This is a genomic window from Rhodococcus kronopolitis (assembly GCF_042654025.1).
GTDB lineage: Bacteria > Actinomycetota > Actinomycetes > Mycobacteriales > Mycobacteriaceae > Rhodococcus_G > Rhodococcus_G kronopolitis.
Genome location: NZ_JBHSFO010000002.1, coordinates 563,183 through 588,453, shown reverse-complemented (window position 1 = coordinate 588,453; position 25,271 = coordinate 563,183). Strand labels below are relative to the sequence as shown.

Here is a 25,271-nt window from a genome sequence, read left to right as displayed (position 1 = left end):
CAGTTTAGTTGGCGATTTGTCCGAATGCGCGATTTGCTGTCGGTGTGCCGTGAATCGTTGCGTGGCAGGCTCCTGCCGTACCGGCGCTCAGACCAGCCACGCCGCTGCGTTGCACGGCAGCGCCCCGTCGACCAGCGGTGCGCTGGCCAGTAGCAACTCGCCGGGCGGCAGTGGGATCGGCGCGTCGGTGGCATTGAGCGCACAGGTCAGCCCGCCCCGCCTGCGGAAGGCCAGGCAGCCGGGAGGGCTTCCGTACCAGTCGATCTCGGTGCCGCTGAACTCCGGGCGGGTACCCCGCAGGTCCAGCGCCGTGCGGTAGAGCGTGAGCATCGACCCGAGGTCCTCGAGCTGGGCCTCGACGGTCAGCGAGGCCCACTCCGGCGGCATCGGCAGCCACGGCGAACCCACGGAGGTGAACCCGAACGGCGGGGTTGCCCGCTCCCACGGCAGCGGCACCCGGCAGCCGTCCCGGCCGCGCTCGGTGTGGCCGGACCGCTCCCAGACCGGATCCTGCAACGCGGAGTCGGGCAGCTCCACGTTCGGCAGGCCCAGCTCGGCGCCGTTGTAGATGAACGCCGCGCCGGGCAGCGCCAGCTCCACCAGGGCCATCGCCCGCGCCCGGTCGGTGCCCACCCGGCCGCCCCCGTAGCGGGTGACCTCCCGCTCGACGTCGTGGTTCGACAGCGTCCAGGTGGGGGTGCCGCCGACACCCGCGACGGCGGCCAGCGAGTTCTCGATGGCCGCCCGCACGGACTCCGCGCCGAACTCGGCCTCGGCGAGCCGGAAGTTGAAGCCCAGGTGCAGCTCGTCGGGCCGGATGTACTCGCCGAAACGCTCGTTGTCGCGGACCCAGATCTCGCCGACTGCCATGGTGCCCGGGTACTCGTCCATCACCCGCCGAAGTCCGCGGTGGATCTCGTGCACGCCGGGATTGTTGAACCGCGGATCGTCGTCGTCGTTGCTGAGCAGCTTGTTGGTGTCCCAGTCGTGGTCGGGCAGGCCCTCGGGCTTGGCCATGCCGTGCGCGACGTCGATGCGGAAGCCGTCCACCCCGAGGTCCAGCCAGAAGCGCAGGGTCTTCGCCAGGTCCTCGGCCACCTCCGGGTTCTCCCAGTTCAGGTCGGGCTGCTCGGGCGCGAAGATGTGCAGGTACCACTGTCCCGGGGAGCCGTCCGCCTCGGTGACGCGAGTCCAGGCCGGCCCGCCGAAGATGCTCGGCCAGTTGTTCGGCGGCTCCGCGCCGTCGGCGCCGCGACCGTCGCGGAACAGGTACCGGTCACGCTCCGGGCTGCCCGGCGCCGCCGCCAGGGCCGCTGTGAACCACTCGTGCTCGACGCTGGTGTGGTTGGGGACCAGGTCCATGGTGACCCGGATCTTGCGCGCGTGGGCCTCGGTGACCAGCGCGGACATGGCCTCGAGGTCGCCGAACAGCGGGTCGATGTCGCGGGGGTCGGAGACGTCGTAGCCGTGGTCGGCCATCGGCGAGCGCATCACCGGGCTCAGCCAGATCGCGTCGACGCCGAGCAGTTCGAGGTAGCCGAGCCGCTCCCGGACCCCGCCGAGGTCGCCGACACCGTCGCCGTTCGAGTCGGCGAACGAGCGCGGGTAGATCTGGTAGAACACCGCGTTCGTCCACCACGGATCGGCCGTCGGCGATGTCTTCTCGTCGGTGTTCACAACTGCACATAGTGCCAAACCCGGGCCACCGACACATCCCGTGAGACCGGTCGGCGGGGTGTGGCGATCAGATCGGCGCGTTCACCATCGACGCCGCCGCCATGTCCATGTAGTCGATCAGTGCACGCCGGTGCGCGTCGTCGAGGACCTCGGGTTCGATCGAGGCGATCGCGACGTGCATGCAGCGCAGCCAGGCGTCCCGCTCGAGCGGACCGATCCGGAAGGGCTGGTGCCGCATCCGCAGCCGCGGGTGGCCGCGTTCGTCGGAGTAGGTGCGCGGGCCGCCCCAGTACTGCTCGAGGAACATCCGCATGCGGCGCTCGGCGGGCCCGAGGTCCTCCTCGGGGTACATCGGCCGGACGATCTCGTCCTCGGCCACCTCCTCGTAGAACCGGGCGGTGAGCCGGCGGAACGTCTCGGCACCGCCGACTGCGTCGTAGAAGCTCAATTCGGGTTCAGTCATGGCGCCTTCATTGTGCCCGTCCCGCCCGCGCGCTGTCGAAGGGCGTGCGTGGTGAGCGCGCCGGCGGGCCGTTCGTTCACGTCGATGTCGGGCAGATGTCGCGAAAATGTGCGTGCACACGGCGGTAATCCGTGGTCAACTTGGTGGCACTGGTTTCCGGAGGTCGCATGAAGCACCGACACGGCGCACGCGCGCATCGACAACTCGAGCCCACCGTTCCCGGCACGTCACGGGAGCCGGGGGCTTCTTCACTGCAATTGATCGACGAGGGCGCCAGACCCTCGGGCCTGGGCGAGGACGCGGTACCCGCCTGGGTGAAACGCCGGGTGCTGCTGCTCAACGCCACCTACGAACCGCTGACCGCCCTCCCCGTCCGCCGCGCCGTGGTCCTGCTGGTCTGCGACAAGGCCGCCGCCGTCCACGAGGACCCGCTGGGGCAGATCATCCACTCCGCGGAGTACTCGCTGCAGGTGCCGTCGGTGATCCGGCTGCGGAACTACGTGCGGGTCCCGTACCGCGCCCGGATCCCGATGACCCGCGCCGCGCTGATGCACCGCGACCGGTTCCGGTGCGCCTACTGCGGCGACAAGGCCGAGACCATCGACCACGTGGTGCCGCGCAGCCGCGGCGGCGGCCACTCGTGGGAGAACTGCGTCGCGTGCTGCGCCCCGTGCAACCACCGCAAGGCCGACCGGTTGCTCAGCGAGTTGGGCTGGACGCTGCGGGCCGCGCTGGTCCCGCCCAAGGGGCGGCACTGGCGGCTGCTGGCGGACAACAAGGAACTCGATCCGGTGTGGCTTCGCTACCTGGGTGAGGGCGCCGCGTAAGCACCGCGGCCGGAGCCGGTCGAGGCCCACCGCGTCGAAGGATTCACCGGCAGTACAAAAGGTTGGCCCCGACAGCACAAATCGGTGCTGACTGGGCTACCGTTTGCCTGGTGAGCATTATTGAGACAGTGCTGATCTACGTAGCGATCCCCGTGGTCATCACGGCGATCATCGCGGGGCTGTCCTACCTTGCAAAGCCGGTGGCGGGCACCACGCCCGAGCACTACTCGCTGGACAAGGAATGGACGCACAAGCCGGTGTTGTGGTCCGCAGTCGACGAGGTGACCGTTGCCGGTCACCACGGTGGGCATGCGGCAATCACGGCCGGTTCCGCTGATCTGATCGGAGGTACGGCAAGTGGCAGGTGGTAACCGTTTCCCGGCAGTGATCGAGGCCGACCTTCCGGTGGGGTCCGTCGTGACCGCCAGCGGACGCGTCTCGGGAGTGCACCGGATCGGCGAGGAGTTCGACGATCTGCCGTTCAGCGTCGACGAACTGGTGGCGCTCGACGACGCCCTGACGGACGCGACGCGGTCGACCAAGGTGCGGTTCAACGTGTACCTGGGACCGCTCGGCGAGGATCCGGCGGCCGGCGTGGAGCAGCTGTTCCCGACGACCCCCGAGGCCGAGCGTTCGGTCCTGATCGCGGTCTCGCCGAACCAGCGCGCGATCGAGATCCGCTCCGGCAAGGTCGTCGCCGACCGGGTCACCGACCGCGTCGCCCAGCTGGGCGTGACCGCGGCGGTCTCCTCCTTCGGTGAGGCCGACCTGATCGACGGCCTGATCAGCGCAATCAACGTGATGAGCGCGGCCATCGCGCGCCCGTAGAACATCCAGGCACGTCGGGCGTTCGCGCCCGGCCACGTGACCGAATGTCACGTTCAGTCAGTCGGACTGAACGAACGTGACATTCGGTCACTGGCGTTTCCGGGGTCAGCCGGCGTCGAACGCCCGGGCCGCGAGCGACCGGACGATGCCCGCCCGGCCCTCGACCACCAGTCGACGCAGCGCCGGCGGATGCTCGCCGGCGAGGAACTCGTCCGCCGCCGCCACCGCGGCGTCACTGACCGACCAGGCCGGGTACAGCCCGACCACAACCGTCTGCGCCACCTCGCTCGAGCGGCGCTCCCACACCCCGGCGATGTCGGCGAAGTACCGCGCCACGTACGGCGCGAGCAGCTCGCCCTGACCGGTCGGTGCGAACCCGGCGATGATCGCGCGGGCGGTGATGTTCGGGACCGAGTCGTCGCCGACGACGGTCGCCCAGACCTGGTCCTTGACCGCGGCCTGCGGCCGGGCCGCCCGGGCCGCGGCAGCCTGACGGGCACCGGCCGCGGTCGGGTCCCGCTGCTCCTCCGCATCGATGAACGGTGACGCGACATCGCCGGCGTCGACCTCGCCCGCCGCGGCCAGCGCCTGCACCAGTCGCCACCGCAGGTCGGTGTCCACGACCAGTCCGGGCAGCCCGAGCGTCGCCGGGTCCGCGTCGAGCAGCTCGGCCAGCACCTCGGTGTGCCACGGCGACAGCTGCGCGCCTGCCAGTGCGTTGACGAACGCCAGTTGGTGGTCCGAGCCCGGCTCGGCCTCGCGGGCCAGCTCGAGCAGGCGGTTCGCGAAGTCCGGCCAGCCGGTCTCGGCGGCCCAACCCGGCTCGGCGTAGCCGGCCAGCGCGGTGTGCGCCTGCATCAGCAGCCGCTGCACGACGCCGACCTCGGTCTCGGCGCCGATCCCGCGCTGGATCAGGGCGACGAAGTCGCGGGCCTTGAGCTCGGCCTGGCGCGTCATCTCCCAGGCCGCGGACCAGGCCAGGGTGCGGGGCAGCGGGTCGACGATGTCGCCGATCCGCTCGATGAGGGTGGTCAGCGACTTTGGGTCCAGGCGCACCGAGCAGTAGGTGAGGTCGTCGTCGTTGATCAGCACCAGCTGGCCGCGGGCGACGCCGACCAGCTCCGGCACCTCGGTGCGCGGGCCCTCGACGTCGAGCTCGATGCGCTCGGTGCGGACCAGTTTCCCGGCGTCGGAGTCGTCGTAGACGCCGATCGCCAGCCGGTGCACGCGGGTCTCGCCTGCGCCGGGCGAGGCGCCGTCCTGCAGCACCGCGAACGAGGTGAACCGCCCGTCGGCGTCCACCTCGAACTCCGGCCGCAGGATGTTCAGCCCGGTGGTCTTGAGCCACTGCGCACCCCACTCGGACAGGTCGCGGCCGGAGGCGCGTTCGAGGGCGGCGAGCAGGTCGTCGAAGGTGGCGTTGCCGAAGGCATGCTCGGCGAAGTAGGCGCGCAGGCCGGCCAGGAACGGCTCCAGACCGACGTAGGCGACCAGCTGCTTGAGCACCGACGCACCCTTGGCGTAGGTGATGCCGTCGAAGTTCACCTCGACGGCGGCCAGGTCCGGGATGTCCGCGGCGATCGGGTGCGTCGACGGCAGCTGGTCCTGCCGGTACGCCCAGGACTTCTCGACGTTCGCGAAGGTGGTCCAGGCGTTGGTGTACTCGGTGGCCTCGGTCTGGCACAGCACCGAGGCGAAGGTCGCGAAGGACTCGTTGAGCCACAGGTCGTCCCACCACGTCATGGTCACGAGGTCGCCGAACCACATGTGCGCCATCTCGTGCAGCACCGTCTCGGCGCGCCGCTCGTAGGAGTACCGGGTGACCTTGGACCGGAACACGTAGTCCTCGAGGAAGGTCACCGCGCCCGCGTTCTCCATTGCGCCCGCGTTGAACTCGGGCACGAACAGCTGGTCGTACTTGCCGAACGCGTACGGCACCCCGAAGTTGCGGTGGTAGAACTCGAAGCCCTGCTTGGTCTCGGTGAACAGCCGCTCGGCGTCCATGTGCTCGGCCAGCGAGGCGCGGCAGTACAGGCCCAGCGGGATGTGCCCGTGCTCGTCGGAGTACGAGTCGGTCCACGCCGAGTAGGGGCCGGCGATCAGCGCGACCAGGTAGGTGCTCATCCGCGGGGTGGTGCGGAAGACGTGCCGGCCCGGCGTGGCCGCGAGCGTCTCTACGGTGGCCGAGTTCGAGATGACCTTCCAGTCCTCGGGCGCGGTGACGGCGACGTCGAAGGTGGCCTTGAGGTCCGGCTGGTCGAAGCAGGCGAACATCCGCTTGGCGTCGGCCGTCTCGAACTGCGAGTACAGGTACACGGACCGGTCGGTGGGGTCGACGAAGCGGTGCAGCCCCTCGCCGGTGTTGGAGTAGGCGCAGTCCGCCTCGACGACCAGCTCGTTGCGCTCGGCGAGGTCCGTCAGCGTCAGGCCGGTGGACTCGTCGTAGCCGGCGACGTCGAGGGCGCGCCCGTTCAGGGTGGCGCCGTGGACGCGTTCGGCGACCAGGTCGACGAAGGTCTGCCCGCCGGCCCGCGCACCGAAGGTGACCGTGGTGCGGGAGCGGAAGGTGCGCTCGCCGGGGGCCCCGTTGCCGTCGGTCAGGTCCAGCTCGATGCGGTAGTTGTCGACCGTCAACAGCTCCGCGCGCTGCGCTGCCTGGTCGCGGGTCAGGTTCGGTGGGGCCACGTCGGACACTCCTCGGGGTCGGGAAAGGTGAACGCCTCCATCCCATCACGACGCGCCGGGCCCGGCCCCACGACCGCACGCCGACTAGGCCGTGTTTCATAAGTTCGGAGTGCGGAGCCACAGGCCGATCGCGGCGACGCAGACGGTGGCGGTGTAGCGGACGGCGAGCTTGTCGTATCTCGTTGCCACGGCACGGTTCTGCTCGAGCAGGTTGATGCCGCCCTCGACCGCGTGACGCTGCTTGTAGTGCTCGCGGTCGAACACCGGTGGCCGGCCACCGGCTGGTCGAGAACGGTGGCGAACTGCGGACTGTCCTCGCACTGGCCTGCGGTGACGACGAGCGACAGCGGTTTGCGGCCCTGCTCGCACGCCAGATGGGTTTTCGTGGCCCAACCGCCACGCGAGCGACCCAACGCGTGGTCGGCGGGTTCGGTCTCGATCCCGCCGGGCGGCTCGGTCTGCCCGGCACCGTCACGGCGGGCGCCGGCCGCGTGCTGGTGGGCGCGGGCGATGGTCGAGTCGACGCTGACGTCCCACGCGATCTGGCTGGCGGCGTCGGCGAGGGCCTGCAGCAGGGTGTGGACATGCGCCCGCACTCCGGAGTGCCGCCAGCGGCGGAACAGTCCGTAGATCGTCTGCCACGGTCCGTACCGGGCCGGGACGTCCCGGCCCGGTACGGGTCTGCTACCGGATCCCGTCGATCAGCTGTCGCTTCGTCCACTTCGGTGGACGGCCCGACTTCTTCCCCCTCGGCGGCAGCGGACCGAGCTGTGCCCACTGCGCGTCAGGCAGATCCGCTCGCGCCCCTGGCGCCGCTGTGCTGGGCACGTGACTTCGATGACCTCATCTCGGCCGCGTTCGGCGACGCCTCTCCCTTCGCTGTGACGATCGGCAGGAGCCTGGTGAACCCGGCCCTACTTGTCCGTCACCAGGCGATAGACCACGTATCCGACGAACCATGTGGTGAGGAGTACGCAGAGAACGAGGAGGACTTCGATCGCGATCACCAGCATGCAGACTCCTTGGTTAGTGGGTACTCACTAACCAAGATCGTAGGCTACCGTCGGGACATGCCCGACAATGCTGCACCCACCGCGCGTGACCGGATCCTGGATGCAGCCGCGAGCACCATGCGGGACAGAGGGCTTTCCCGGGCAACAACGAAGGAGATCGCGGCGGTCGCCGGCTACTCGGAGGCGATGATCTACAAGCTGTTCGACGACAAAGTCGACCTATTTCTGAGCGTCCTGCGTGAACGGGTTCCCGTCGTCGACATTCTCACCCGCACCGATCGCACCCCCGGCGCCTCCAGCACTCTCGAGGGCAGGTTGGTGGCGACCATCGAGCAGATCACGGCGTTCTATCGACAGACGTTCGCAATCGGCGCCTCCCTGTTCTCCGACGCTGAACTCCTCGAACGACACCGAGCCGCCGTCATGGCACACGGTGCAGGCCCGGCTCTTCTCCCGGCCGCCGTGGCCCGATTCCTTCAGAACGAGCAGCACACCGGCACCATCGTTGCCGGCGCCCCGATCAACGGGGCCGCGTCGGCCATCGCCGGCGCTTGCTACCTACGGGCCTTCCTCGAGCAGTTCTACGGACCCGAGCACCCGCAGGAACCGATGGCCGAGTTCACCGCCTCGGTCATTGCGACGGTGTTGCCTGCTTTGATCGCTGCGTAACACCACCTCTGAAACACGGCCTAGGGTGCGGCGACCTCGGTGAGCGGCACGCCCGGGTCGGACAGCGCCACCGGGTCCACCGGCACCCGGCTCAGGATCAGGGCCCGCAGCACCTCGCCGATCTCCCAGACGTTGACGTTCATCGCGGCCAGGACCCGGTGGTCGCCGTCGAGCCAGAACGCGACGAACTCGCGCCGGGCGACGTCGCCGCGCACCACGATCCGGACGTATTTGGGGGCCCAGCCGACGTACTCCATGCCGAGGTCGTACTGGTCCGTGAAGAAGTACGGCAGGTTGGTGTAGTCGGTGGCGTGTCCGAGCATGGTCGCCGCGGCCGCCGACGGCTGGTTGAGCGCATTGGCCCAGTGCTCCACCCGGATACGGGTTTCGAGCACCGGGTGGAACTGTGCGGCGATGTCGCCGACCGCGACGATGTCCGGGTCGCTGGTCCGCAGCGAGGAGTTGACGACCACGCCGCCGTCGACCTTCAACCCGGCCGACTCGGCCAGCTCGATGTTCGGCTGCGCGCCCACGGCGACGAGGACCGCGTCGGCGGCCAGCACGTCACCGGAGGCCAGCCGCACGCCCGTGGCCCGGCCGTCGGCGGTGGTGATCTCCTCGACCCGGGCCTGGAACCGGAGGTCGACGCCGTGCTCACGGTGCAGCTCGGCGAACACGGTGCCCATCTCGGCGCCAAGAGCGGCCAGCAGCGGCAGTTCCGCCGACTCGACAACGGTGACGATCACGCCGCGCTCGCGGGCGACGGCGGTGACCTCGAGGCCGATCCAGCCCGCGCCGATCACCACCAGCCGGGCGCCCGGGGCCAGGGCGTCGAGCAGGGTGTCGGACTCCTCGACGGTGCGCAGGAAGTGCACGCCCTCGGCGTCGGCGCCCGGGATCGGGGGACGCCGCGAGCGGGACCCGGTGGCCAGCGCGAGCTTGTCGTAGCCCAGCGTCGAGCCGTCGGGGAGGGTGATCAGGTGGGCGTCGCGGTCCAGGGCGGTGGCCACGGTGCCGAGCCGCAGGTCGACGTGGTTGTCGCGGTACCAGTCGCCGTGGTGGACGGTGAACTCCGCGAGGGACTTCCTGCCCGCGAGGTATTGCTTGGACAGAGGTGGACGTTCGTAGGGGAGGTGGTCCTCCGCGCTGAGCAGCACTATCGACCCGTCGAAGTCTTTCTCGCGGAGGGCTTCCGCCACCTTCGCACCGGCCAGGCCGCCGCCGACGATGACAAATGTGCGGTTCGAGGACATCGCGTCACGCTCCGTTTCCCCTGGTGAGGGTGAACTGTCGGATCCGAACGGGTCTTGCCTCCCGACCCTACTGCGCACCGGCGGTCCCGGGGCGGAGACGAATACGGAGCGGTGGGTGCGGCGTGGGAAGCAATTGCGGCCGTGGCAGGTTGGCATGGCAGACAGACCGGTGTCGTGCCGGTGGCCACCGCCCCGGACGACGTAGACGACAGGAGCGCAGCCCGTGACCGCAAAGGACACCGCCGACTTTTGGTTCGATCCTCTCTGCCCGTGGTGCTGGATCACCTCGCGCTGGATCCTCGAGGTCGAGAAGGTCCGCGACATCGACGCGAGCTTCCACGTGATGAGCCTGGCCGTGCTCAACGAGGGCCGGGACCTGCCGGAGGAGTACCAGGACCTGATGGTCCGCGCGTGGGGCCCGGTCCGGGTGGCGATCGCCGCGGCCCGCGACCACGGCCAGGACGTGCTGCTGCCGCTGTACACGGCGATGGGCACGCGCATCCACGACCAGGGCAACAAGGACCTGCCCGTCGTGATCGCGGAGGCGCTCGCCGAGGTCGGCCTGCCCGCGGAGCTGGCCGCGGCGGCGGAGTCCGGCGACTACGACGAGGAGCTGAGGGCCAGCCACAACGCCGGCATGGACGCCGTCGGCCCCGACGTCGGCACCCCCACCATCCACGTCAACGGCGTCGCGTTCTTCGGGCCGGTGCTCTCCCGCATCCCGCGCGGCGAGGACGCGGGCAAGGTCTGGGACGGCACCGTCGCGCTGGCGTCGTACCCGCACTTCTTCGAGCTCAAGCGCAGCCGCAACGAGGACCCGTCCTTCGAGTAGGCACGTCGTGCTCGTGCGCGGTTGACGGGTCTGTGGACCCGTCGACCGCGCACGAGTGGCGGAGCCGCCTACGGCAGGACCAGGATCTTCACGTGCTCGTCGGGGTCGCGCAGCGCGGTGAACGCGTCCTCGACCCCGTCCAGCCCGACCCGGCCGGTGATGATCGCCTCGGCGTCGATCTCGCCGTCGGCCAGTCGCCGCAGCGTGATGTCGTAGGCGTCCTCGTACGGGCCGTGGCCGAAGTTGACAGCGATCCGGCGGAACTGCCCGACCACCGGGATGATCGTCTCGTCCCCGAACGGCGCCGCCAGCACCTGGATCCGCGAGTTGAACGGCATGGTGTGCATCAGGGTGCCCAGAATCCCGGCGCGGCCGCTGCACTCGTAGGCGATGAGGATGCCCGCGCCCGCCTGCCCGACGAGGGTGTTGCCCTCGGCGACCATCCGGTTCCACAGCTCGATGGGATCCTGCTCGTTGGGGTCGACGACGATGTCGGCGCCCATCTTCGCGGCCAGCTCGCGTCGCTTCGGTGACGGCTCGGACGCGATCACCAGCTGCGCCCCGCGGGCCTTGGCGGCGACGACGGCGCCGAGACCGATGGTGCCGCAGCCGATCACCAGCGCCGAGTCCGCGGCGGTGAGACCGGACTGCTGCATGTGCATCTCGCCGACGTGCAGCGGCTCGGCGAGGGTGGCGTGCTCGAGCGAGAGCCCCTCGGGCACGTGGCGGACCCAGAAGGCGTCGACGACGATGTGCTCGCCGAAGGCGCCGTGGTACTCGTTGGAGTAGCCGATGATCTTCGGGATCCCGGTGGTGCTGTCGGTCGCGAGCCCGATGCCGGCAACCCGGTCGCCGACGGCGAACTCGGTGACGGCCGAACCGACCTCGGCGACGATGCCCGCGTATTCGTGACCGAGCACGACGGGGCGGTCGGTGTCGAAGGTGGCCAGCGGGTAGCCCGCGTTCTCCGCGACGAGGACGAACCGGCAGGGGTCCTTGGACATGCTCAGGTCGCTGCCGCAGATGCCGCAGGCGACGACGTCGATCCGGACCTGACCGGGGCCGACGGCAGGCGGGTCCGGGACCTCGGTGACCGTGAACGCGCCGTCGGCGAACTGTGCCGCCCTCACGCCTGTACTCCCGCGGGCTGTCCGTAGTAGTCGGTGTGCGCCTTGGTGATTGCGCCGATCAGCCCGCCGATCAGGTAGTCGCGGTTGTCGGCCGCGTACTGCAGACTGGCCTCGCGACCGGCGTTGCGGTTCTTGAAGTGCGGGATCACCTCGGAGGCGAACAGCTCGTAGCTGCGCTTGGTGTCCTCCCAGCTCGCCATGTCCACGTGCAGGACGAGCAGGGTGCCGAACCCGCCGGTCTGCTCGATCAGTCGCTCGATCTGCGCGATCGCGTCGTCCGGGGTGCCGATGATCGCCTGACCGAACTCGCCGAGGGTGTCGCCGCGCCACTGGTCGACGATCCCCTGGGGGGTCTGCGCCCAGTCCGGGTCCTGTCCGGTCTGCCGGTTGACGTAGGCGGCCATCGAGCCGATCCGGCGGCTGACGGCGCGCTCGGCGTCCGCCCGGGTCTCGGCGAGGAACATCGGGTTGACCACCCGCCAGGTGGACCGGTCCGCGACGTGGCCGTGTTCCGCGGAGACCTGCTCGTAGATGTCCCAGTTGCGGCCGAGCGCCTCGAATCCGGTCGGTGAGCTCGCCGCCAGCGACAGCAGTGACAGGCCGTGCGTTCCCGCGAGTACCGAGCCGTTGGGGGAGATGGTCGAGGCCGTCGCGATCTCGATGCCGGCCGGGTTGTAGGTGGGCAGCTGGGCGCGCGCGTCGCGCAGGGTGAACCAGTCGGTCTCCATGTTCACGACCTCGCCGCGCAGCAGCGGCAGGATCGCCTCGAGCGCCTCGCCCTGCATGCGGCGCTGGTCGGACGGGTCGATGCCCATCATGTGCGCGTCGAGGGGGATCTTGCCGGGGCCGGTCCCGAAGATCAGTCGCCCGCGGGTCTGCAGGTCCAACTGGGTGATGCGGTCCGCGGTGACGAGTGGATGGTGGTACGGCAGCGAGGTGACGCCGGTGCCGAACCGGATCCGCTCGGTGCGTTCGGCCGCGGCGGCGATGAACATGTCGGGCGCCGGGACGATCTCGGCCCCGGTCGAGTGGTGCTCACCCATCCATGCCTCGGCGAAGCCGAGGTGGTCGAGGTGCTCCATGAGGTCGATGTCCCGGCGCAGTTGCAGTGCGGGATCGGCGTTGAGCGGGTGGTAGGGCGCGAGGAACGCGCCGAATTCGAGGGAATCTCTGGTCCACACGAGCGTCATCTCCTGACGGGCGACTGTTGACACGGCGAAGGTCGTGGCGTGAGCGACATCACATGCGCTCGGTCGATTTCTATCACCAGACTGGATCAGGTGATCCAAAAATGTCCCGCTCAGCGGTCACCTGAATTTCTGGATCAGGTGATCTGAATGTTTCCGCGGTCAGGGGCCGGGTGCTGGTGCTGCCGGGTTCAGCTGCCCAGCAGTCGTTCGAGTCCGCCGACCACGAACACGACCAGGTCCTCGTGGAACGAGGCGAGCTCGTCGGGGGACAGGCGGCCGCCGTCGCGTCGCCATTCGTCGGCCCGGCTCAGGGACTGCAGGAAGCTCGTCACCGAGATCGCCCAGCGCCGGTCCAGGCGAGCCGGGTCGGCCTCCGGGTAGGTCCGGCGGACCTGGCCCATCAGGGCGAGCTGCAGTTCCCGGCCGGCCGCCTCCAGCGCCGGGTGCCCTTCAGGCGAGATCTGCGCGATGATCTTGACCCAGCGCATGCCCCGGGTACGTTGGCGCAGAAGGAGTTCCAGGTAGGGCCCGGTGACCGCGCGGACCAGCGCGTCGGCGTCGGCCGGCCGTGGCGCCGCCGCCAGTTCCGCGACGTTCGCCGTGATCTGGTCACGCACCGCGCCGCCGAGATCGACGAGCACCGCCGCGAGCAGGTCCTCCTTGGTGCCGAAGTGGTAGTGCACCGACGCGGGGCCCAGTCCGGCGGCGGCGTTGACCGCACGCACCGACACGGCGTCGACGCCCTGGGTCGCGAAGAGCCGTTCGGCCGTCTTGATCAGGCGCAGGCGGGTGGCGGTGCCCTGGCGGTTCCCGGAGGCGATGGACATGCGCCGAGCATTTCACATCTTGACGGCAGCCCCGGTGATGGATTCCAATGCACCAATTGGATCGGCTGATCCAATTGGTGACATCGATGTCGGAGGAGTGCGCGCCGTGCAGCTCGAGGTGGACCTGGATTCGGACGTCGCGCCGGTGACACTGACCGGTGTCGACGAGTTCACGCGGCTCGCGGTGACGGTGTCCGGCGGTCCCGACGCCGACCGGATGGCCTCGGTGCTCGGTGGGTGGGGCATCGTCGACGGCGGCCATATCTGGCTCGAGATCGCCGAGCTGGAACGCGCGGTGCGGGCGCACCCCGACCGGGTGACCGACTGGCTGCCGCAGTTCGTGTCGATGATCGACTACGCCGAGTCCAGGGGCTGGGTGGACGGAGAGAACCGGCGGGTGCGCGCCCACTGCGAGCGTGTGGTCCGGTCCTAGCGACTCGTGGCCGGTTCCGGCTCCTGCGTGGCGGAGCCGCCTACGGGCGGAAGAAGATCCGGCCGTGCCGGGACCGGTCCCGCAGGGCGGCCGCCCGCCAGGTCAGCACCGGGTGGCTGGCCAGGACGTTGACCAGCCAGGGGAAGAAGCCCCGCTCGGTGACGGCCCGGTCGGCCATCGCATCGAAGCTCACCAGCCCCATCAGGTACTTGCCCGCAGCCAGCACCCCGATCGCCCCGGCCGCGCCGGCGGGCCGGGTGCAGAGCCCGTGGTTGTCGGCGGTGTACTCCTGGGCCCGCGAGAGCGACGAGCCGATCACCGGGATGTAGTTGGCGCCGAACATGCCGAGCTGACGCCAGTACGAGGTGTGCCCGGCCGCGATGTGGCCGACCTCGTGGCCGACGATGAAGGCGAGGGCGTCCGGGTCGCGGGCCAGGCCGCCGACCTCGAACAGGTCGCTGTAGACCACCACGTAGCGCCGGAATCCGTGCCCGGACGCGAAGGCGTTGATCTGGCCGTTGCCCAGGACCACGTAGCCGTCGGGGACCTCCGCCATGCCGAACCGCGCGGCCGCCTCGACGAGCAGCCGGTACCCGTCCGGGAACTGCGTCGGGCTCATCTTCACGCCGTTGACCCGCTGCGCCGCGTACATCCGCCCGCGTGCCAGGTAGACCAGCAGCGGGGCCAGCAGCAGGATGCCGACCCAGGTGCTCAACCGCCCGGTCGCCAGCAGCGAGATCGCGACCAGGTAGGTCAGCGCGGTGACGAGGATCGCGAGGACCAACAGGGGGATCTCGAGGCGGTGCAGCGCCGGCGGGCCCCACGGCGAGAGTCCCGGTGCCGGCATCGGTGGCGTGCCGGCGGTGGGCGGGAAGGCGGGTGGCGGGGCGAGGGGCGGGATCTGCTCCATGGCGGTGACTCTAGGGCGGCGCCGGTGATCCGCTCGAACGCACGGCGCGGTCCGGTCTGGGTGTGGTCGGTTCGGGTGGCGCCGCCGCCACCTGTCAGAATTGGGGCATGCGCGTATACCTGGGTGCCGACCATGCCGGATTCGAGCTCAAGAACCAGATCATCGACCATCTCACCGCCAACGGACACGAGGCCGTCGACTGCGGCGCTCACGAGTACGACGCGGTGGACGACTACCCCGCCTTCTGCGTCGAGGCCGCCCGCCGGGTGGTCGCCGACGAGGGCAGCCTGGGCATCGTGCTCGGCGGCAGCGGCAACGGCGAGCAGATCGCCGCGAACAAGGTCCCCGGCGCCCGCTGCGCGCTGGCCTGGAGCGTCGAGACCGCGCAGCTGGCACGTCAGCACAACAAGGCGCAGCTGATCGGCATCGGCGGCCGGATGCACACCCTGGAGGAGGCGTTGGCCATCGTCGACGCATTCCTGGCGACGCCGTGGTCGGGCGAGGAGCGGCACCAGCGTCGCATCGACATCCTCTCCGAGTACGAGCGCACCGGCGTTCCGCCCGCGCTGCCGGAGGCGTGAGCTCGCCGTATGCCTGAGGGACACACCCTCCACCGCCTGGCCCGGGAGCACCAGCGAATCTTCGCGGGTGCTCCCGTTCGCGTCTCGAGCCCGCAGGGCCGGTTCGAGGCGGGGGCCGCGCTCGTCGACCGCCGGGTGCTGGTGCGTGCGGAGGCGTGGGGGAAACACCTGCTGCACCACTACGAGGGCGGCCGCGTCGTGCACGTGCACCTGGGGCTGTACGGCAAGTTTACCGAGCTGCCACTGCCGATGGGTGCGCCGGTCGGGCAGGTACGGATGCGGATGGTCGGCGCCGAGACCGGCACCGACCTGCGCGGGCCCACCGCCTGCGAGATCTACGACGAGGAGCAGGTGCGGGCGCTCGAGCTCAGGCTGGGCCCGGACCCGCTCCGGGTGGACGCCGACCCGGACCGCGCCTGGCGCCGAATCTCCAAGTCGCGGACCGCGATCGGCGCACTGCTGATGGACCAGGCGGTGCTCGCGGGGGTGGGCAACGTCTACCGCGCCGAGGTCCTGTTCCGGCACGAGATCCACCCCGAGCGGCCGGGTGTCGAGGTCACTGCCGCCGAGTGGGAGGCGATCTGGGCGGACCTGGTCACCATGATGGCGGTCGGGGTGCGGGAGGGCGTCATGCACGTGGTGCGGCCCGAGCACGACAACGGCGACCCCGCGTACGCGAAGGACCGTCCCCGCACCTACGTCTACCGGCGGACGGGATCGGCGTGCCGGGTCTGCGGGACCCCGGTTGCCGGCTCGGTGATGAAGGCGCGCAACCTGTTCTGGTGCCCCACCTGTCAGTCCTCGTGAACGAGATTCGGCAGGATCCCGCCCGGATGCCGGGGGAGAGCCTGCCGAAGATGCGTGGACCGAAACTAGAAGCCGTCGAACCCGCCGAAATCGCCGCCGCCGCCGTCGAATCCGCCGCCACCGAGGTCGTCACCGCCGGCGTAGTTGTCACCGCCGGAGTAGTCCGCGCCGCCCCCGTCGGCACCGCCGCCCCCGTCGGCACCGCCGTCCGCGTCCGCGCCGCCGTCGGCTCCGGCATCGCTGCCGTCGCCCTGGCCGTTCTCGAAGGCCTGCGCGTCGTACGGCACCCCCGCCATGCCGCTGAACATGGCCGAGAACAGCATCATCGAACCGATGCCCCAGGCGCCCGCCACCAGCGCGGGCTTCCACCACGGCTCGGAGTACCAGCCGGCGGGCACGGGTCGGCCCGCGACCCGGCCGCCGGGGTAGTAGTTCGGGGTGCGCGGTGACGGGTTCGGCGATGCGGCCACCCGCCTGCCCTCGAAGTCGACCTCGCGGTCCTCGGTGACCTCGCCTGCGGCACGCTGGCCGTCGATGCTGGGTACCTCGGGACCGGGGTCCATGCCCATGGCCGTGCGAGCGGCGCGGATGTAGTACAGGCCCTCGAGTGCGGTCTGCTTGGCCAGGCGCGCCTGCGCCGGGGTGGTGGCCTGGTCGATCTGCGAGCCGGCGGCGATGTGCCGCTCCGAGGCGTCGGCCAGGGCCTGCTTGGCGGCCATGTCGGTGCCGGTCAGGTTGTACACCTGGCCGCCGAGGCGCTCGATGGCCTGGCGGGCGTCGGCCTTGGCGTCCTCGAGCTGGGTGGCGGTGTGTCCGGCCGCGCGTTTCTGGCCACGCATGACCAGGAAGACGACGACGGCGACGACGGCGATGATCAGAACGATTTCCACTGGAGCCTTCCCGAAGGAGCGATCCGGACAGTGCCCAGCGTACCGGCGATCCGGTCGGACCAGGCGGCATGTCGGTGCCGGATGGGAACATGTGTTCGTGTCCAATTCCGGTTCGGAGATCCCGGGGCAGGTGGTCGCCGGGTCGGCGCGGTCCGACGCGGCGGCGACGATCCTGCACGCCGACCTCGACGCCTTCTACGCCGCGGTCGAGCAGCGCGACGACCCCACGCTGCGTGGGCTGCCGGTGATCGTCGGCGGCGGGGTGGTGCTGGCGGCGAGCTACGAGGCGAAGGCGTACGGGGTGCGCACGGCCGGCAGCGCGGCCCAGGCGTTGCGACTGTGCCCGCAGGCGGTGGTGGTCCCGCCGCGGATGGCCGCGTACGCGGCGGCGAGCCGGGCGGTGTTCGAGGTGTTCGCGGACACCACGCCGCTGGTCGAGGGCATCTCGATCGACGAGGCGTTCCTCGACGTCGGGGGACTGGCCCGGGTGTCGGGCACCCCGTTCGAGATCGCGGCCCGGCTGCGCTGCGCGGTGCGCGAGCGGGTGGGTCTGCCGATCACCGTCGGCGTGGCCCGGACCAAGTTCCTCGCGAAGGTCGCCAGCGCGGTGGGCAAGCCGGACGGTCTGCTGCTGGTGCCGCCGGACCGCGAGCTCGCCTTCCTGCACCCGCTGCCGATCGAGCGGCTGTGGGGGGTGGGCAGGGTGACGGCGGGCAAGCTGCGCGAGTACGGGATCGGCACCGTCGGCCAGATTGCCGAGGTGTCCGAGCGGGAGCTGGCGACGGTGCTGGGCGCGGCCGCGGCCCGTCACCTGCACGAGCTCGCCTGGGCCCGCGACCCGCGGGCGGTCCAGACCGGCGGGCGCAGGAAGTCGATCGGCGCGCAGCACGCGCTCGGCCGCGGGCCGCACCCGCCCGCGGAGGTCGACGCCGCGCTGGCCGCGCTGGTCGACCGCGTCGCGCGCCGGCTGCGCGCGGCCGACCGGACCTGCCGGACGGTGGTGCTGCGCCTGCGTTTCGGCGACTTCGAGCGCGCCACCCGCTCGCAGACCCTCGGGCAGGCGTCGGCCCGCACGGAGGTGATCCTCGCGGCGGCCCGGGAGCTGCTGGCCGCGGCTCGGCCGACGATCGCCGACCGCGGGCTGACGCTGGTCGGGGTGGCGCTGACCAACCTCGACCACGAGGGTGCCGAACAGCTGGCGCTGCCGTTCGAGCGGGACTTCGAGCGATCCGCGGGCGCGACCGCGGCGCCGGAGCGCGGTGTGGAACTCGACGCCACGCTCGACGCGCTGCGTGCGAAGTTCGGTGCGGTCGCGGTCACCCGCGCGGCCCTGCTCGGCCGGGACCGGGGCGTCAGCGTGCCGATCCTCCCGGAGTAGGGCGGCGGCGACCTCGGGTGCTTCTGGGTGGAATGAATTGGCGCCGAACATGTTTCGTCGTCGACACCGTCGGTGTCTCGCGGTCGGGGTCGGTCATCTCGGGTGGCCGGACACGAAAAAACCCGCCACCGACAAAAGTCGACGACGGGCTGTGTGCAGAACGTGGAGGGGATGACGGGAATCGAACCCGCATCATCTGCTTGGAAGGCAGAGGCTTTACCACTAAGCTACATCCCCGCGCATACGACAGCCTGGGATCGCCACTGATGTCGTCTGCGAGACAGACTGTACATAACCTCGCTTTGTCATCGCCAATCGGGTGCCCGTAGGATTCGTTCTCGGAGTCGTCGTGGTGGTCGCAAGACCACGATTCGGCGGAACCTTGTGAGCCTGACGGGGTGTAGCGCAGCTTGGTAGCGCATCCGCTTTGGGAGCGGAGGGTCGCAGGTTCAAATCCTGTCACCCCGACCAGAAAACGCGAGCAGATGTGCGGTGGCGAAGATCGGTACCGCATGGCAACAGTAAGACCACACGAAGGAGCATGTCCGTGAAGAGCACCGTCGAGCAGCTGAGCCCGACGCGGGTCCGTATCAACGTTGAGGTGCCCTTCGAGGAGCTCAAGCCTGATTTCGACAAGGCCTACAAGGCCCTCGCGCAGCAGATCCGTCTCCCCGGCTTCCGTCCCGGCAAGGCTCCGGCCAAGCTGCTCGAGGCCCGCGTCGGCCGTGGCGCCGTGCTGGAGCAGGTCGTCAACGATGCACTGCCCTCGCGTTACTCCGAGGCCGTCGAGGCCGGCGAGGTCAAGGTCATCGGTCAGCCGGAGATCGACATCACCAAGCTCGAGGACGGCGTGGAGCTCGTCTTCACCGCCGAGGTCGACGTCCGCCCGGAGATCACGCTGCCGGACTTCAGCACCCTGACCGTGACCGTCGACCCGGTCGAAATCACCGACGAGGCCGTCGAGGAGCAGCTGCTGCAGCTGCGTCAGCGCTTCGGCACCCTCACGGGCGTCGAGCGGGGCGTGCAGGACGGCGACTTCGTCTCCATCGACCTCTCGGCCACCGTCGACGGCGAGGCCGTCCCGGAGGCCACCGCGTCGGGCCTGTCCCACGAGGTTGGCTCCGGCCAGCTGATCGCGGGCCTCGACGAGGCCCTCATCGGCCTCAAGGCCGGCGAGTCCAAGGAGTTCACCTCCAAGCTGGTCGCCGGTGAGCACGCCGACAAGGAGGCCGTCGTGACGGTCACCGTCGGCACCGTCAAGGAGCGCGAGCTGCCCGAGGCCGACGACGAGTTCGCCCAGCTGGCGAGCGAGTTCGACACCCTCGAGGAGCTCAAGGCCGACCTGACCGAGCGTGTCGGCCGGGTGCGCAAGGTCGAGCAGGCCGGACAGATCCGCGACAAGGTCCTCGAGACCCTGCTCGAGACCGTCGAGATCCCGCTGCCCGAGGCCATCGTCAAGGCCGAGGTCGACGCCGCACTGCACGACGCCGTGCACGGCCTGGACCACGACGAGGCTGCCCTCGACAAGCTGCTCGAGGAGCAGGGCAGCAGCCGCGAGGAGTTCACCAAGGACGCCACCGAGGCCGCCGAGCGCAGCGTCAAGACCCAGCTGCTGCTCGACGCGATCGCCGAGGCCGAGGGCACCCAGGTCGATCAGCAGGAGCTCTCCGAGCGGATCATCTTCCAGGCGCAGCGGTACGGCATCTCGCCCGACCAGTTCATCCAGCAGGTCCAGCAGGCCGGCCAGCTCGGCGCGGTCTTCGCGGACGTGCGTCGCGGCAAGGCGCTGGCCTCCGTCGTCGTGAAGGTCGCAGTGACCGACACGGCGGGCGAGACCGTTGACACCGCCGAGATGTTCGGCACCGTCGAGGCTTCCGCCGAGGACGCGGAGTCCGACGAGAGCTAGATTTCACGCCTACAGCGAACAGGGACGGCACCGGGACTCCGGGGCCGTCCCTGTTCGTTAGTGTCAGTGTCAAGAACCAACGTTTCAGTTATGGAAAAGGCAGGTACCGTGACTTCACAGAACCCGGGGACTTTTCAGAGTCCCGCCATGACTTCGGCCACTTCGGGCCTGAATCTGAGTGACTCGGTGTTCGAGCGCCTGCTGCGCGAGCGCATCATCTTCCTCGGTACGCAGGTTGACGACGACATCGCCAACAAGCTGTGCGCACAGATCCTGCTGCTCTCGGCGGAGGACCCGACGCGCGACATCTCCCTCTACATCAACTCGCCCGGTGGATCGGTCACCGCGGGTATGGCGATCTTCGACACCATGCAGTTCGCGGAGTGCGACGTCGCGACCTTCGGAATGGGCCTGGCCGCGTCGATGGGTCAGTTCCTGCTCTCGGCCGGCACCAAGGGCAAGCGCTACGCCCTGCCGCACGCGCGGATCATGATGCACCAGCCGTCCGCCGGCATCGGTGGCTCCGCGAGCGACATCGCGATCATGGCGGAGCAGTTCAAGCACACCAAGCGTGAAATGGCCGAGCTGATCGCCGAGCACACCGGCCAGACGCTCGAGCAGATCACCCTCGACTCCGATCGTGACCGCTGGTTCACGGCGAAGGAAGCCCTCGAGTACGGCTTCGTCGACCACGTCGTCTCCCGCGCACGCGAGGCCGGTGGCGCCGGCAACTGAGCCGGCCCGCCCCGTCCCCGCGTCCACTTCATCCCTTGGAGAACTGATGAGCAACCTCTTCGAACCCCGCGCTCTGGGCGGCCAGGCACCGGCCGCGCCGCAGTCGCGCTACATCCTGCCGTCCTTCATCGAGCACTCCAGCTACGGCGTCAAGGAGTCCAACCCGTACAACAAGCTGTTCGAGGAGCGCATCATCTTCCTCGGCGTGCAGGTGGACGACGCCTCCGCGAACGACGTGATGGCGCAGCTGCTGGTGCTCGAGTCGCTCGATCCCGACCGCGACATCACCATGTACATCAACTCGCCGGGTGGCTCGTTCACCTCGCTGATGGCGATCTACGACACCATGCAGTATGTGCGGGCCGACATCACCACCGTCTGCCTCGGCCAGGCCGCGTCCGCGGCCGCGGTGCTGCTCGCCGCCGGTACCCCCGGCAAGCGCATGGCGCTGCCCAACGCCCGGGTGCTGATCCACCAGCCGTCGAGCGGTGGCATCCAGGGTCAGGTCTCGGACCTCGAGATCCAGGCCGCCGAGATCGAGCGGATGCGTCGCCTGATGGAAGACACGCTCGCCCGGCACACCGGCAAGGACGCCGCGGTGATCCGCAAGGACACCGACCGCGACAAGATCCTCACCGCCGAGCAGGCCAAGGAGTACGGGATCATCGACAACGTGCTCGAGTACCGGAAGCTGTCGGCGCGCAAGTAGCCGCCCACGCCGCCCGAGCCGACGTTCGGTTCGGGCGGCGTTCCGCGTCGCGACACCGCCGCGCGGAACGCAGTCAAGAGTGACCTGGTTCACGGAGTGCGGGTACCGTCACATCAGGGGCATTCGCCCGCGGAGTCCGTGCAAGTCTCTCGGACCGACCGCCGGAGGGGCCCGGAGGCGCCGAGCCAGGGCAAAGCTAGTGCAGCTGACAAGGAAGTAGGGACCTGACGAGATGGCACGCATCGGTGACGGCGGCGACCTGCTGAAATGCTCTTTCTGTGGCAAGAGTCAGAAGCAGGTGAAGAAGCTCATCGCGGGGCCGGGTGTGTACATCTGCGACGAGTGCATTGACCTGTGCAACGAGATCATCGAGGAAGAACTCGCCGAGTCGAGTGAGGTGAAGCTCGACGAGCTGCCCAAGCCGGCCGAGATCCGCGACTTCCTCGACAACTACGTGATCGGCCAGGACTCCGCCAAGCGCACCCTGGCGGTCGCGGTCTACAACCACTACAAGCGCATCCAGGCCGGGGACAAGGGCCGCGAGGTGCGCGGCGAGACCGTCGAGCTGACCAAGTCGAACATCCTCATGCTCGGCCCCACGGGCTGTGGCAAGACCTACCTCGCGCAGACACTGGCGAAGATGCTCAACGTCCCGTTCGCCATCGCCGACGCGACGGCGCTGACCGAGGCGGGGTACGTCGGCGAGGACGTCGAGAACATCCTGCTCAAGCTGATCCAGGCGGCGGACTACGACGTCAAGCGCGCCGAGACCGGCATCATCTACATCGACGAGGTCGACAAGATCGCCCGCAAGTCGGAGAACCCCTCGATCACTCGGGACGTGTCCGGTGAGGGTGTGCAGCAGGCGCTGCTGAAGATCCTCGAGGGCACCCAGGCAAGCGTGCCGCCCCAGGGCGGCCGCAAGCACCCGCACCAGGAGTTCATCCAGATCGACACCACCAACGTGCTGTTCATCGTGGCGGGTGCGTTCGCGGGGCTCGAGAAGATCGTCTCGGACCGGGTGGGCAAGCGCGGCATCGGGTTCGGCGCCGAGGTGCACTCGAAGGCCGAACTCGACACCGTCGACCGGTTCGCCGAGGTGATGCCGGAGGACCTGATCAAGTTCGGGCTGATCCCCGAGTTCATCGGCCGGTTGCCGATGATCGCCTCGGTGACCAACCTCGACAAGGAGTCGCTGGTCCAGATCCTGTCGGAGCCCAAGAACGCGCTGGTCAAGCAGTACCACCGGCTGTTCGAGATGGACGGTGTCGAACTCGAGTTCACCGACGAGGCCCTCGAGGCCATCGCCGACCAGGCGATCCTGCGGGGCACCGGTGCCCGCGGGCTGCGCGCCATCATGGAAGAGGTCCTGCTGCCGGTGATGTACGACATCCCGAGCCGCGACGACGTCGCCAAGGTGGTGGTCACCGCGGAGACGGTGGTCGACAACGTGCTGCCGACGATCGTGCCGCGCACGGCGGAGCGCGAGCGCCGCGACAAGTCGGCGTAGCTGCTACAGACACCGCGTCAGAACTGACGGTGCCCCTCGTTCGGTCGAACCGAACGAGGGGCACCGTCGTTCCCGGGCGGGTCGGGGTTCTCGGCCGCGTCGGGGTCGCCCGTGGATGGGTTCCGCCGGTGCGGGCATGCGCTAGCGTCGTCGGTGGTCGCCCACGGCGCTATTCGCCGGGGCGCAATCCCCCCGGCACGACGCGAAGGAGTCAGGACAATGCCCCAGCAGGTACGAGGTGTGATCGCACGATCCAAGGGTGCGCCCGTGGAGATCGTGAACGTGGTCATCCCGGATCCAGGCCCGGGCGAGGTCGTCGTCGCAGTCGCCTCGTGCGGCGTGTGCCACACGGACCTGACCTACCGCGACGGCGGGATCAACGACGAGTACCCCTTCCTGCTGGGCCACGAGGCCGCGGGAATCGTCGAAAGCGTCGGTGAGGGAGTCGATTCCGTCGAGGTCGGCGACTTCGTCGTGCTCAACTGGCGGGCCGTGTGCGGGCAGTGCCGGGCGTGCAAGCGGGGCCGCCCGCAGTACTGCTTCGACACCTTCAACGCGACGCAGAAGATGACCCTCGAGGACGGCACCGAGCTCACCCCCGCGCTGGGCATCGGCGCCTTCGCGGACAAGACCCTCGTCCACGCGGGACAGTGCACCAAGGTCGACCCGTCCGCGGACCCGGCCGTCGTCGGACTGCTCGGTTGCGGCGTGATGGCGGGCATGGGCGCCGCGATGAACACCGGCAACGTCGGCCGCGGCGACTCGGTGGCCGTGATCGGCTGCGGCGGCGTCGGCGACGCGGCGATCATGGGCTCGCGGCTGGCGGGCGCAGGCACGATCATCGCGATCGACCGTGACCCCCGCAAGCTCGAGTGGGCGACCGAACTCGGTGCCACCCACACGATCAACGCCGCCGAGGTCGACGACGTGGTCGAGGCCGTGCAGGAGCTCACCGGCGGCTTCGGCGCCGACGTCGTCGTCGACGCGGTCGGCCGGCCGGAGACCTGGAAGCAGGCGTTCTACGCCCGCGACCTGGCCGGCACCGTCGTCCTGGTCGGCGTGCCCACCCCGGAGATGACCCTCGAGATGCCGCTGGTGGACTTCTTCTCCCGCGGCGGTTCGCTGAAGTCGTCCTGGTACGGCGACTGCCTGCCCGAGCGCGACTTCCCGATGCTCGTGGACCTCTACCAGCAGGGCCGGCTGCCGCTGGAGAAGTTCGTCACCGAGCGGATCGCGCTCGACGAGGTGGAGCAGGCGTTCGAGTCCATGCACCGCGGCGAGGTGCTGCGTTCGGTGGTCGTGCTGTGAGTGGCCTGCTGCGGGTCGAGCGGGTCGTCACCTCGGGCACGTTCAGCCTCGACGGCGGCACCTGGGAGGTGGACAACAACATCTGGCTGATCGGCGACGACTCCGAGGTGGTGGTCGTCGACGCCGCCCACACCGCGCAGCCGATCGTCGACGCGGTCGCCGGCCGGAAGGTCGTCGCGGTGGTCTGCACCCACGGCCACGACGACCACGTCACCGTCGCCCCGGAGCTGGCGGAGCGGCTCGACGCCCCGATCCTGCTGCACCCGGCCGACGACGTGCTCTGGCAGATGAGCCACCCGGGCGTGCGGTACCAGCCGCTCGAGGACGGCCAGCGGATCGCGGTGGCGGGCACCGACATCACCGCCCTGCACACGCCCGGGCACTCGCAGGGCTCGACCTGCCTGTACCTGCCGGAGGCGGGGGAGCTGTTCTCCGGAGACACGCTGTTCTCCGGCGGACCGGGCGCCACCGGCCGCTCCTACTCGGACTTCCCGACCATCATCGGGTCGATCCGGGACCGGCTGTTCGCCCTGCCGGCGGAGACCCGGGTGAACACCGGGCACGGCGACGGCACCACGTTGGGGACAGAGTCCCCGCACCTCGAGGAGTGGATCGCCGCCGGTAGCTGAGTTTCACGCGTCGCCGCTCGGGTCGTTCTGGGCGGCGGCGCGTGATCCCACGATGTGAACGGAAGTTTCCGTCGATCCAAT

The 25,271-nt window shown here is 69.7% G+C and carries 25 protein-coding genes and 2 tRNA genes; 16 read left to right on the top strand and 11 right to left on the bottom strand.

The features are described 5' to 3' along the window. Positions 1-87 precede the first annotated feature (87 nt). On the bottom strand, positions 88-1,677 hold the full coding sequence (locus ACFO6S_RS06035) for a glycoside hydrolase family 13 protein (RefSeq protein ID WP_378415030.1): 1,590 nt from the start codon (positions 1,675-1,677) through the stop codon (positions 88-90). A 67-nt stretch (positions 1,678-1,744) separates the two neighbouring features. Beyond that, positions 1,745-2,140, bottom strand: a complete 396-nt coding sequence (locus ACFO6S_RS06030; protein WP_378415028.1) for a globin — start codon at positions 2,138-2,140, stop codon at positions 1,745-1,747. A 167-nt stretch (positions 2,141-2,307) separates the two neighbouring features. Between ACFO6S_RS06030 and ACFO6S_RS06025 the strand changes: the two genes are divergently transcribed. The 3 genes from ACFO6S_RS06025 to ACFO6S_RS06015 all read left to right on the top strand — a co-directional run bounded on the left by ACFO6S_RS06025 (position 2,308) and on the right by ACFO6S_RS06015 (position 3,795). Next, entirely contained in the window at positions 2,308-2,967 is a 660-nt protein-coding gene (locus ACFO6S_RS06025) for an HNH endonuclease (RefSeq protein ID WP_378415027.1), read from the top strand. A gap of 110 nt (positions 2,968-3,077) precedes the next feature. Further along, positions 3,078-3,338 (top strand): aa3-type cytochrome oxidase subunit CtaJ, encoded by a 261-nt coding sequence (ctaJ, locus tag ACFO6S_RS06020; RefSeq protein ID WP_378415025.1) that lies wholly within the window; start codon positions 3,078-3,080, stop codon positions 3,336-3,338. Beyond that, positions 3,325-3,795, top strand: a complete 471-nt coding sequence (locus ACFO6S_RS06015; protein ID WP_378415024.1) for a DUF5130 domain-containing protein — start codon at positions 3,325-3,327, stop codon at positions 3,793-3,795. Before ctaJ ends, ACFO6S_RS06015 begins: the two co-directional genes overlap by 14 nt. Positions 3,796-3,900: 105 nt before the next feature. Here the strand turns inward: ACFO6S_RS06015 and pepN are convergent, their stop codons facing one another. Then, positions 3,901-6,480, bottom strand: coding sequence for an aminopeptidase N (gene pepN / locus ACFO6S_RS06010; protein WP_378415022.1), 2,580 nt, complete (start codon positions 6,478-6,480; stop codon positions 3,901-3,903). Positions 6,481-6,576: 96 nt separating this feature from the next. Then, positions 6,577-6,744 carry a hypothetical protein gene (locus ACFO6S_RS21260; RefSeq protein WP_417714995.1) on the bottom strand — a complete coding sequence of 56 codons (168 nt, stop codon included), beginning with the start codon at positions 6,742-6,744 and terminating at the stop codon, positions 6,577-6,579. Between the two features lie 2 nt (positions 6,745-6,746). On the opposite strand from ACFO6S_RS21260, the gene ACFO6S_RS21255 reads away from it, so the two are divergent. Continuing rightward, a complete protein-coding gene (locus ACFO6S_RS21255) occupies positions 6,747-8,162 on the top strand; it encodes a TetR/AcrR family transcriptional regulator (RefSeq protein ID WP_417714994.1) in 1,416 nt (471 codons plus the stop codon). 20 nt (positions 8,163-8,182) lie between these two features. Here ACFO6S_RS21255 and ACFO6S_RS05995 read toward each other — a convergent pair whose 3' ends face one another. Continuing rightward, entirely contained in the window at positions 8,183-9,415 is a 1,233-nt protein-coding gene (locus tag ACFO6S_RS05995) for an NAD(P)/FAD-dependent oxidoreductase (RefSeq protein WP_378415018.1), read from the bottom strand. Between the two features lie 223 nt (positions 9,416-9,638). Here ACFO6S_RS05995 and ACFO6S_RS05990 point away from each other — a divergent pair, with 223 nt between their 5' ends. Then, entirely contained in the window at positions 9,639-10,247 is a 609-nt protein-coding gene (locus ACFO6S_RS05990; RefSeq protein WP_378415017.1) for a mycothiol-dependent nitroreductase Rv2466c family protein, read from the top strand. Positions 10,248-10,315: 68 nt separating this feature from the next. Here the strand turns inward: ACFO6S_RS05990 and ACFO6S_RS05985 are convergent, their stop codons facing one another. The 3 genes from ACFO6S_RS05985 to ACFO6S_RS05975 form a co-directional block, all read right to left on the bottom strand. Further along, a complete protein-coding gene (locus ACFO6S_RS05985; protein ID WP_378415016.1) occupies positions 10,316-11,377 on the bottom strand; it encodes an alcohol dehydrogenase catalytic domain-containing protein in 1,062 nt (353 codons plus the stop codon). Beyond that, a complete protein-coding gene (locus ACFO6S_RS05980) occupies positions 11,374-12,591 on the bottom strand; it encodes an LLM class flavin-dependent oxidoreductase (RefSeq protein ID WP_378415014.1) in 1,218 nt (405 codons plus the stop codon). Before ACFO6S_RS05980 ends, ACFO6S_RS05985 begins: the two co-directional genes overlap by 4 nt. A gap of 164 nt (positions 12,592-12,755) precedes the next feature. Beyond that, entirely contained in the window at positions 12,756-13,394 is a 639-nt protein-coding gene (locus tag ACFO6S_RS05975; protein WP_378415012.1) for a TetR/AcrR family transcriptional regulator, read from the bottom strand. A gap of 106 nt (positions 13,395-13,500) precedes the next feature. Here ACFO6S_RS05975 and ACFO6S_RS05970 point away from each other — a divergent pair, with 106 nt between their 5' ends. Beyond that, positions 13,501-13,827, top strand: a complete 327-nt coding sequence (locus ACFO6S_RS05970) for a hypothetical protein (RefSeq protein WP_378415010.1) — start codon at positions 13,501-13,503, stop codon at positions 13,825-13,827. Positions 13,828-13,867: 40 nt separating this feature from the next. Here ACFO6S_RS05970 and ACFO6S_RS05965 read toward each other — a convergent pair whose 3' ends face one another. Beyond that, a complete protein-coding gene (locus ACFO6S_RS05965) occupies positions 13,868-14,737 on the bottom strand; it encodes a M48 family metallopeptidase (RefSeq protein ID WP_378415009.1) in 870 nt (289 codons plus the stop codon). A 107-nt stretch (positions 14,738-14,844) separates the two neighbouring features. Between ACFO6S_RS05965 and ACFO6S_RS05960 the strand changes: the two genes are divergently transcribed. Continuing rightward, positions 14,845-15,318, top strand: a complete 474-nt coding sequence (locus ACFO6S_RS05960; RefSeq protein WP_378415007.1) for a ribose-5-phosphate isomerase — start codon at positions 14,845-14,847, stop codon at positions 15,316-15,318. Positions 15,319-15,327: 9 nt separating this feature from the next. Beyond that, a complete protein-coding gene (locus tag ACFO6S_RS05955) occupies positions 15,328-16,125 on the top strand; it encodes an Fpg/Nei family DNA glycosylase (protein ID WP_378415005.1) in 798 nt (265 codons plus the stop codon). Positions 16,126-16,190: 65 nt separating this feature from the next. On the opposite strand, the gene ACFO6S_RS05950 is transcribed toward ACFO6S_RS05955, so the two are convergent. Then, entirely contained in the window at positions 16,191-16,964 is a 774-nt protein-coding gene (locus tag ACFO6S_RS05950) for a DUF1542 domain-containing protein (RefSeq protein WP_378415251.1), read from the bottom strand. Positions 16,965-17,106: 142 nt separating this feature from the next. Here ACFO6S_RS05950 and dinB point away from each other — a divergent pair, with 142 nt between their 5' ends. After that, positions 17,107-18,393 (top strand): DNA polymerase IV, encoded by a 1,287-nt coding sequence (gene dinB, locus ACFO6S_RS05945; protein ID WP_465269189.1) that lies wholly within the window; start codon positions 17,107-17,109, stop codon positions 18,391-18,393. 163 nt (positions 18,394-18,556) lie between these two features. Here dinB and ACFO6S_RS05940 read toward each other — a convergent pair. Further along, positions 18,557-18,630, bottom strand: a tRNA-Gly gene (locus ACFO6S_RS05940). 157 nt (positions 18,631-18,787) lie between these two features. On the opposite strand from ACFO6S_RS05940, the gene ACFO6S_RS05935 reads away from it, so the two are divergent. The 7 genes from ACFO6S_RS05935 to ACFO6S_RS05905 all read left to right on the top strand — a co-directional run bounded on the left by ACFO6S_RS05935 (position 18,788) and on the right by ACFO6S_RS05905 (position 25,190). Next, positions 18,788-18,864 (top strand) — tRNA-Pro (locus ACFO6S_RS05935). A 76-nt stretch (positions 18,865-18,940) separates the two neighbouring features. Next, the gene (tig, locus tag ACFO6S_RS05930; protein WP_378415002.1) at positions 18,941-20,299 is read left to right on the top strand and encodes a trigger factor; all 1,359 of its coding nucleotides are present in this window, start codon (positions 18,941-18,943) and stop codon (positions 20,297-20,299) included. 147 nt (positions 20,300-20,446) lie between these two features. Then, positions 20,447-21,034 (top strand): ATP-dependent Clp protease proteolytic subunit, encoded by a 588-nt coding sequence (locus tag ACFO6S_RS05925; RefSeq protein WP_378415000.1) that lies wholly within the window; start codon positions 20,447-20,449, stop codon positions 21,032-21,034. Positions 21,035-21,080: 46 nt separating this feature from the next. Then, complete coding sequence (locus tag ACFO6S_RS05920) at positions 21,081-21,743, top strand: ATP-dependent Clp protease proteolytic subunit (protein ID WP_378414998.1); 663 nt, start codon at positions 21,081-21,083, stop codon at positions 21,741-21,743. Between the two features lie 232 nt (positions 21,744-21,975). Further along, positions 21,976-23,253, top strand: coding sequence for an ATP-dependent Clp protease ATP-binding subunit ClpX (gene clpX / locus ACFO6S_RS05915; RefSeq protein WP_378414996.1), 1,278 nt, complete (start codon positions 21,976-21,978; stop codon positions 23,251-23,253). 219 nt (positions 23,254-23,472) lie between these two features. Further along, positions 23,473-24,561 (top strand): S-(hydroxymethyl)mycothiol dehydrogenase, encoded by a 1,089-nt coding sequence (locus ACFO6S_RS05910; RefSeq protein WP_378414994.1) that lies wholly within the window; start codon positions 23,473-23,475, stop codon positions 24,559-24,561. Further along, on the top strand, positions 24,558-25,190 hold the full coding sequence (locus tag ACFO6S_RS05905) for an MBL fold metallo-hydrolase (protein ID WP_378414992.1): 633 nt from the start codon (positions 24,558-24,560) through the stop codon (positions 25,188-25,190). The genes ACFO6S_RS05910 and ACFO6S_RS05905 overlap by 4 nt, the downstream gene beginning before the upstream one ends. Positions 25,191-25,271: the final 81 nt, after the last annotated feature.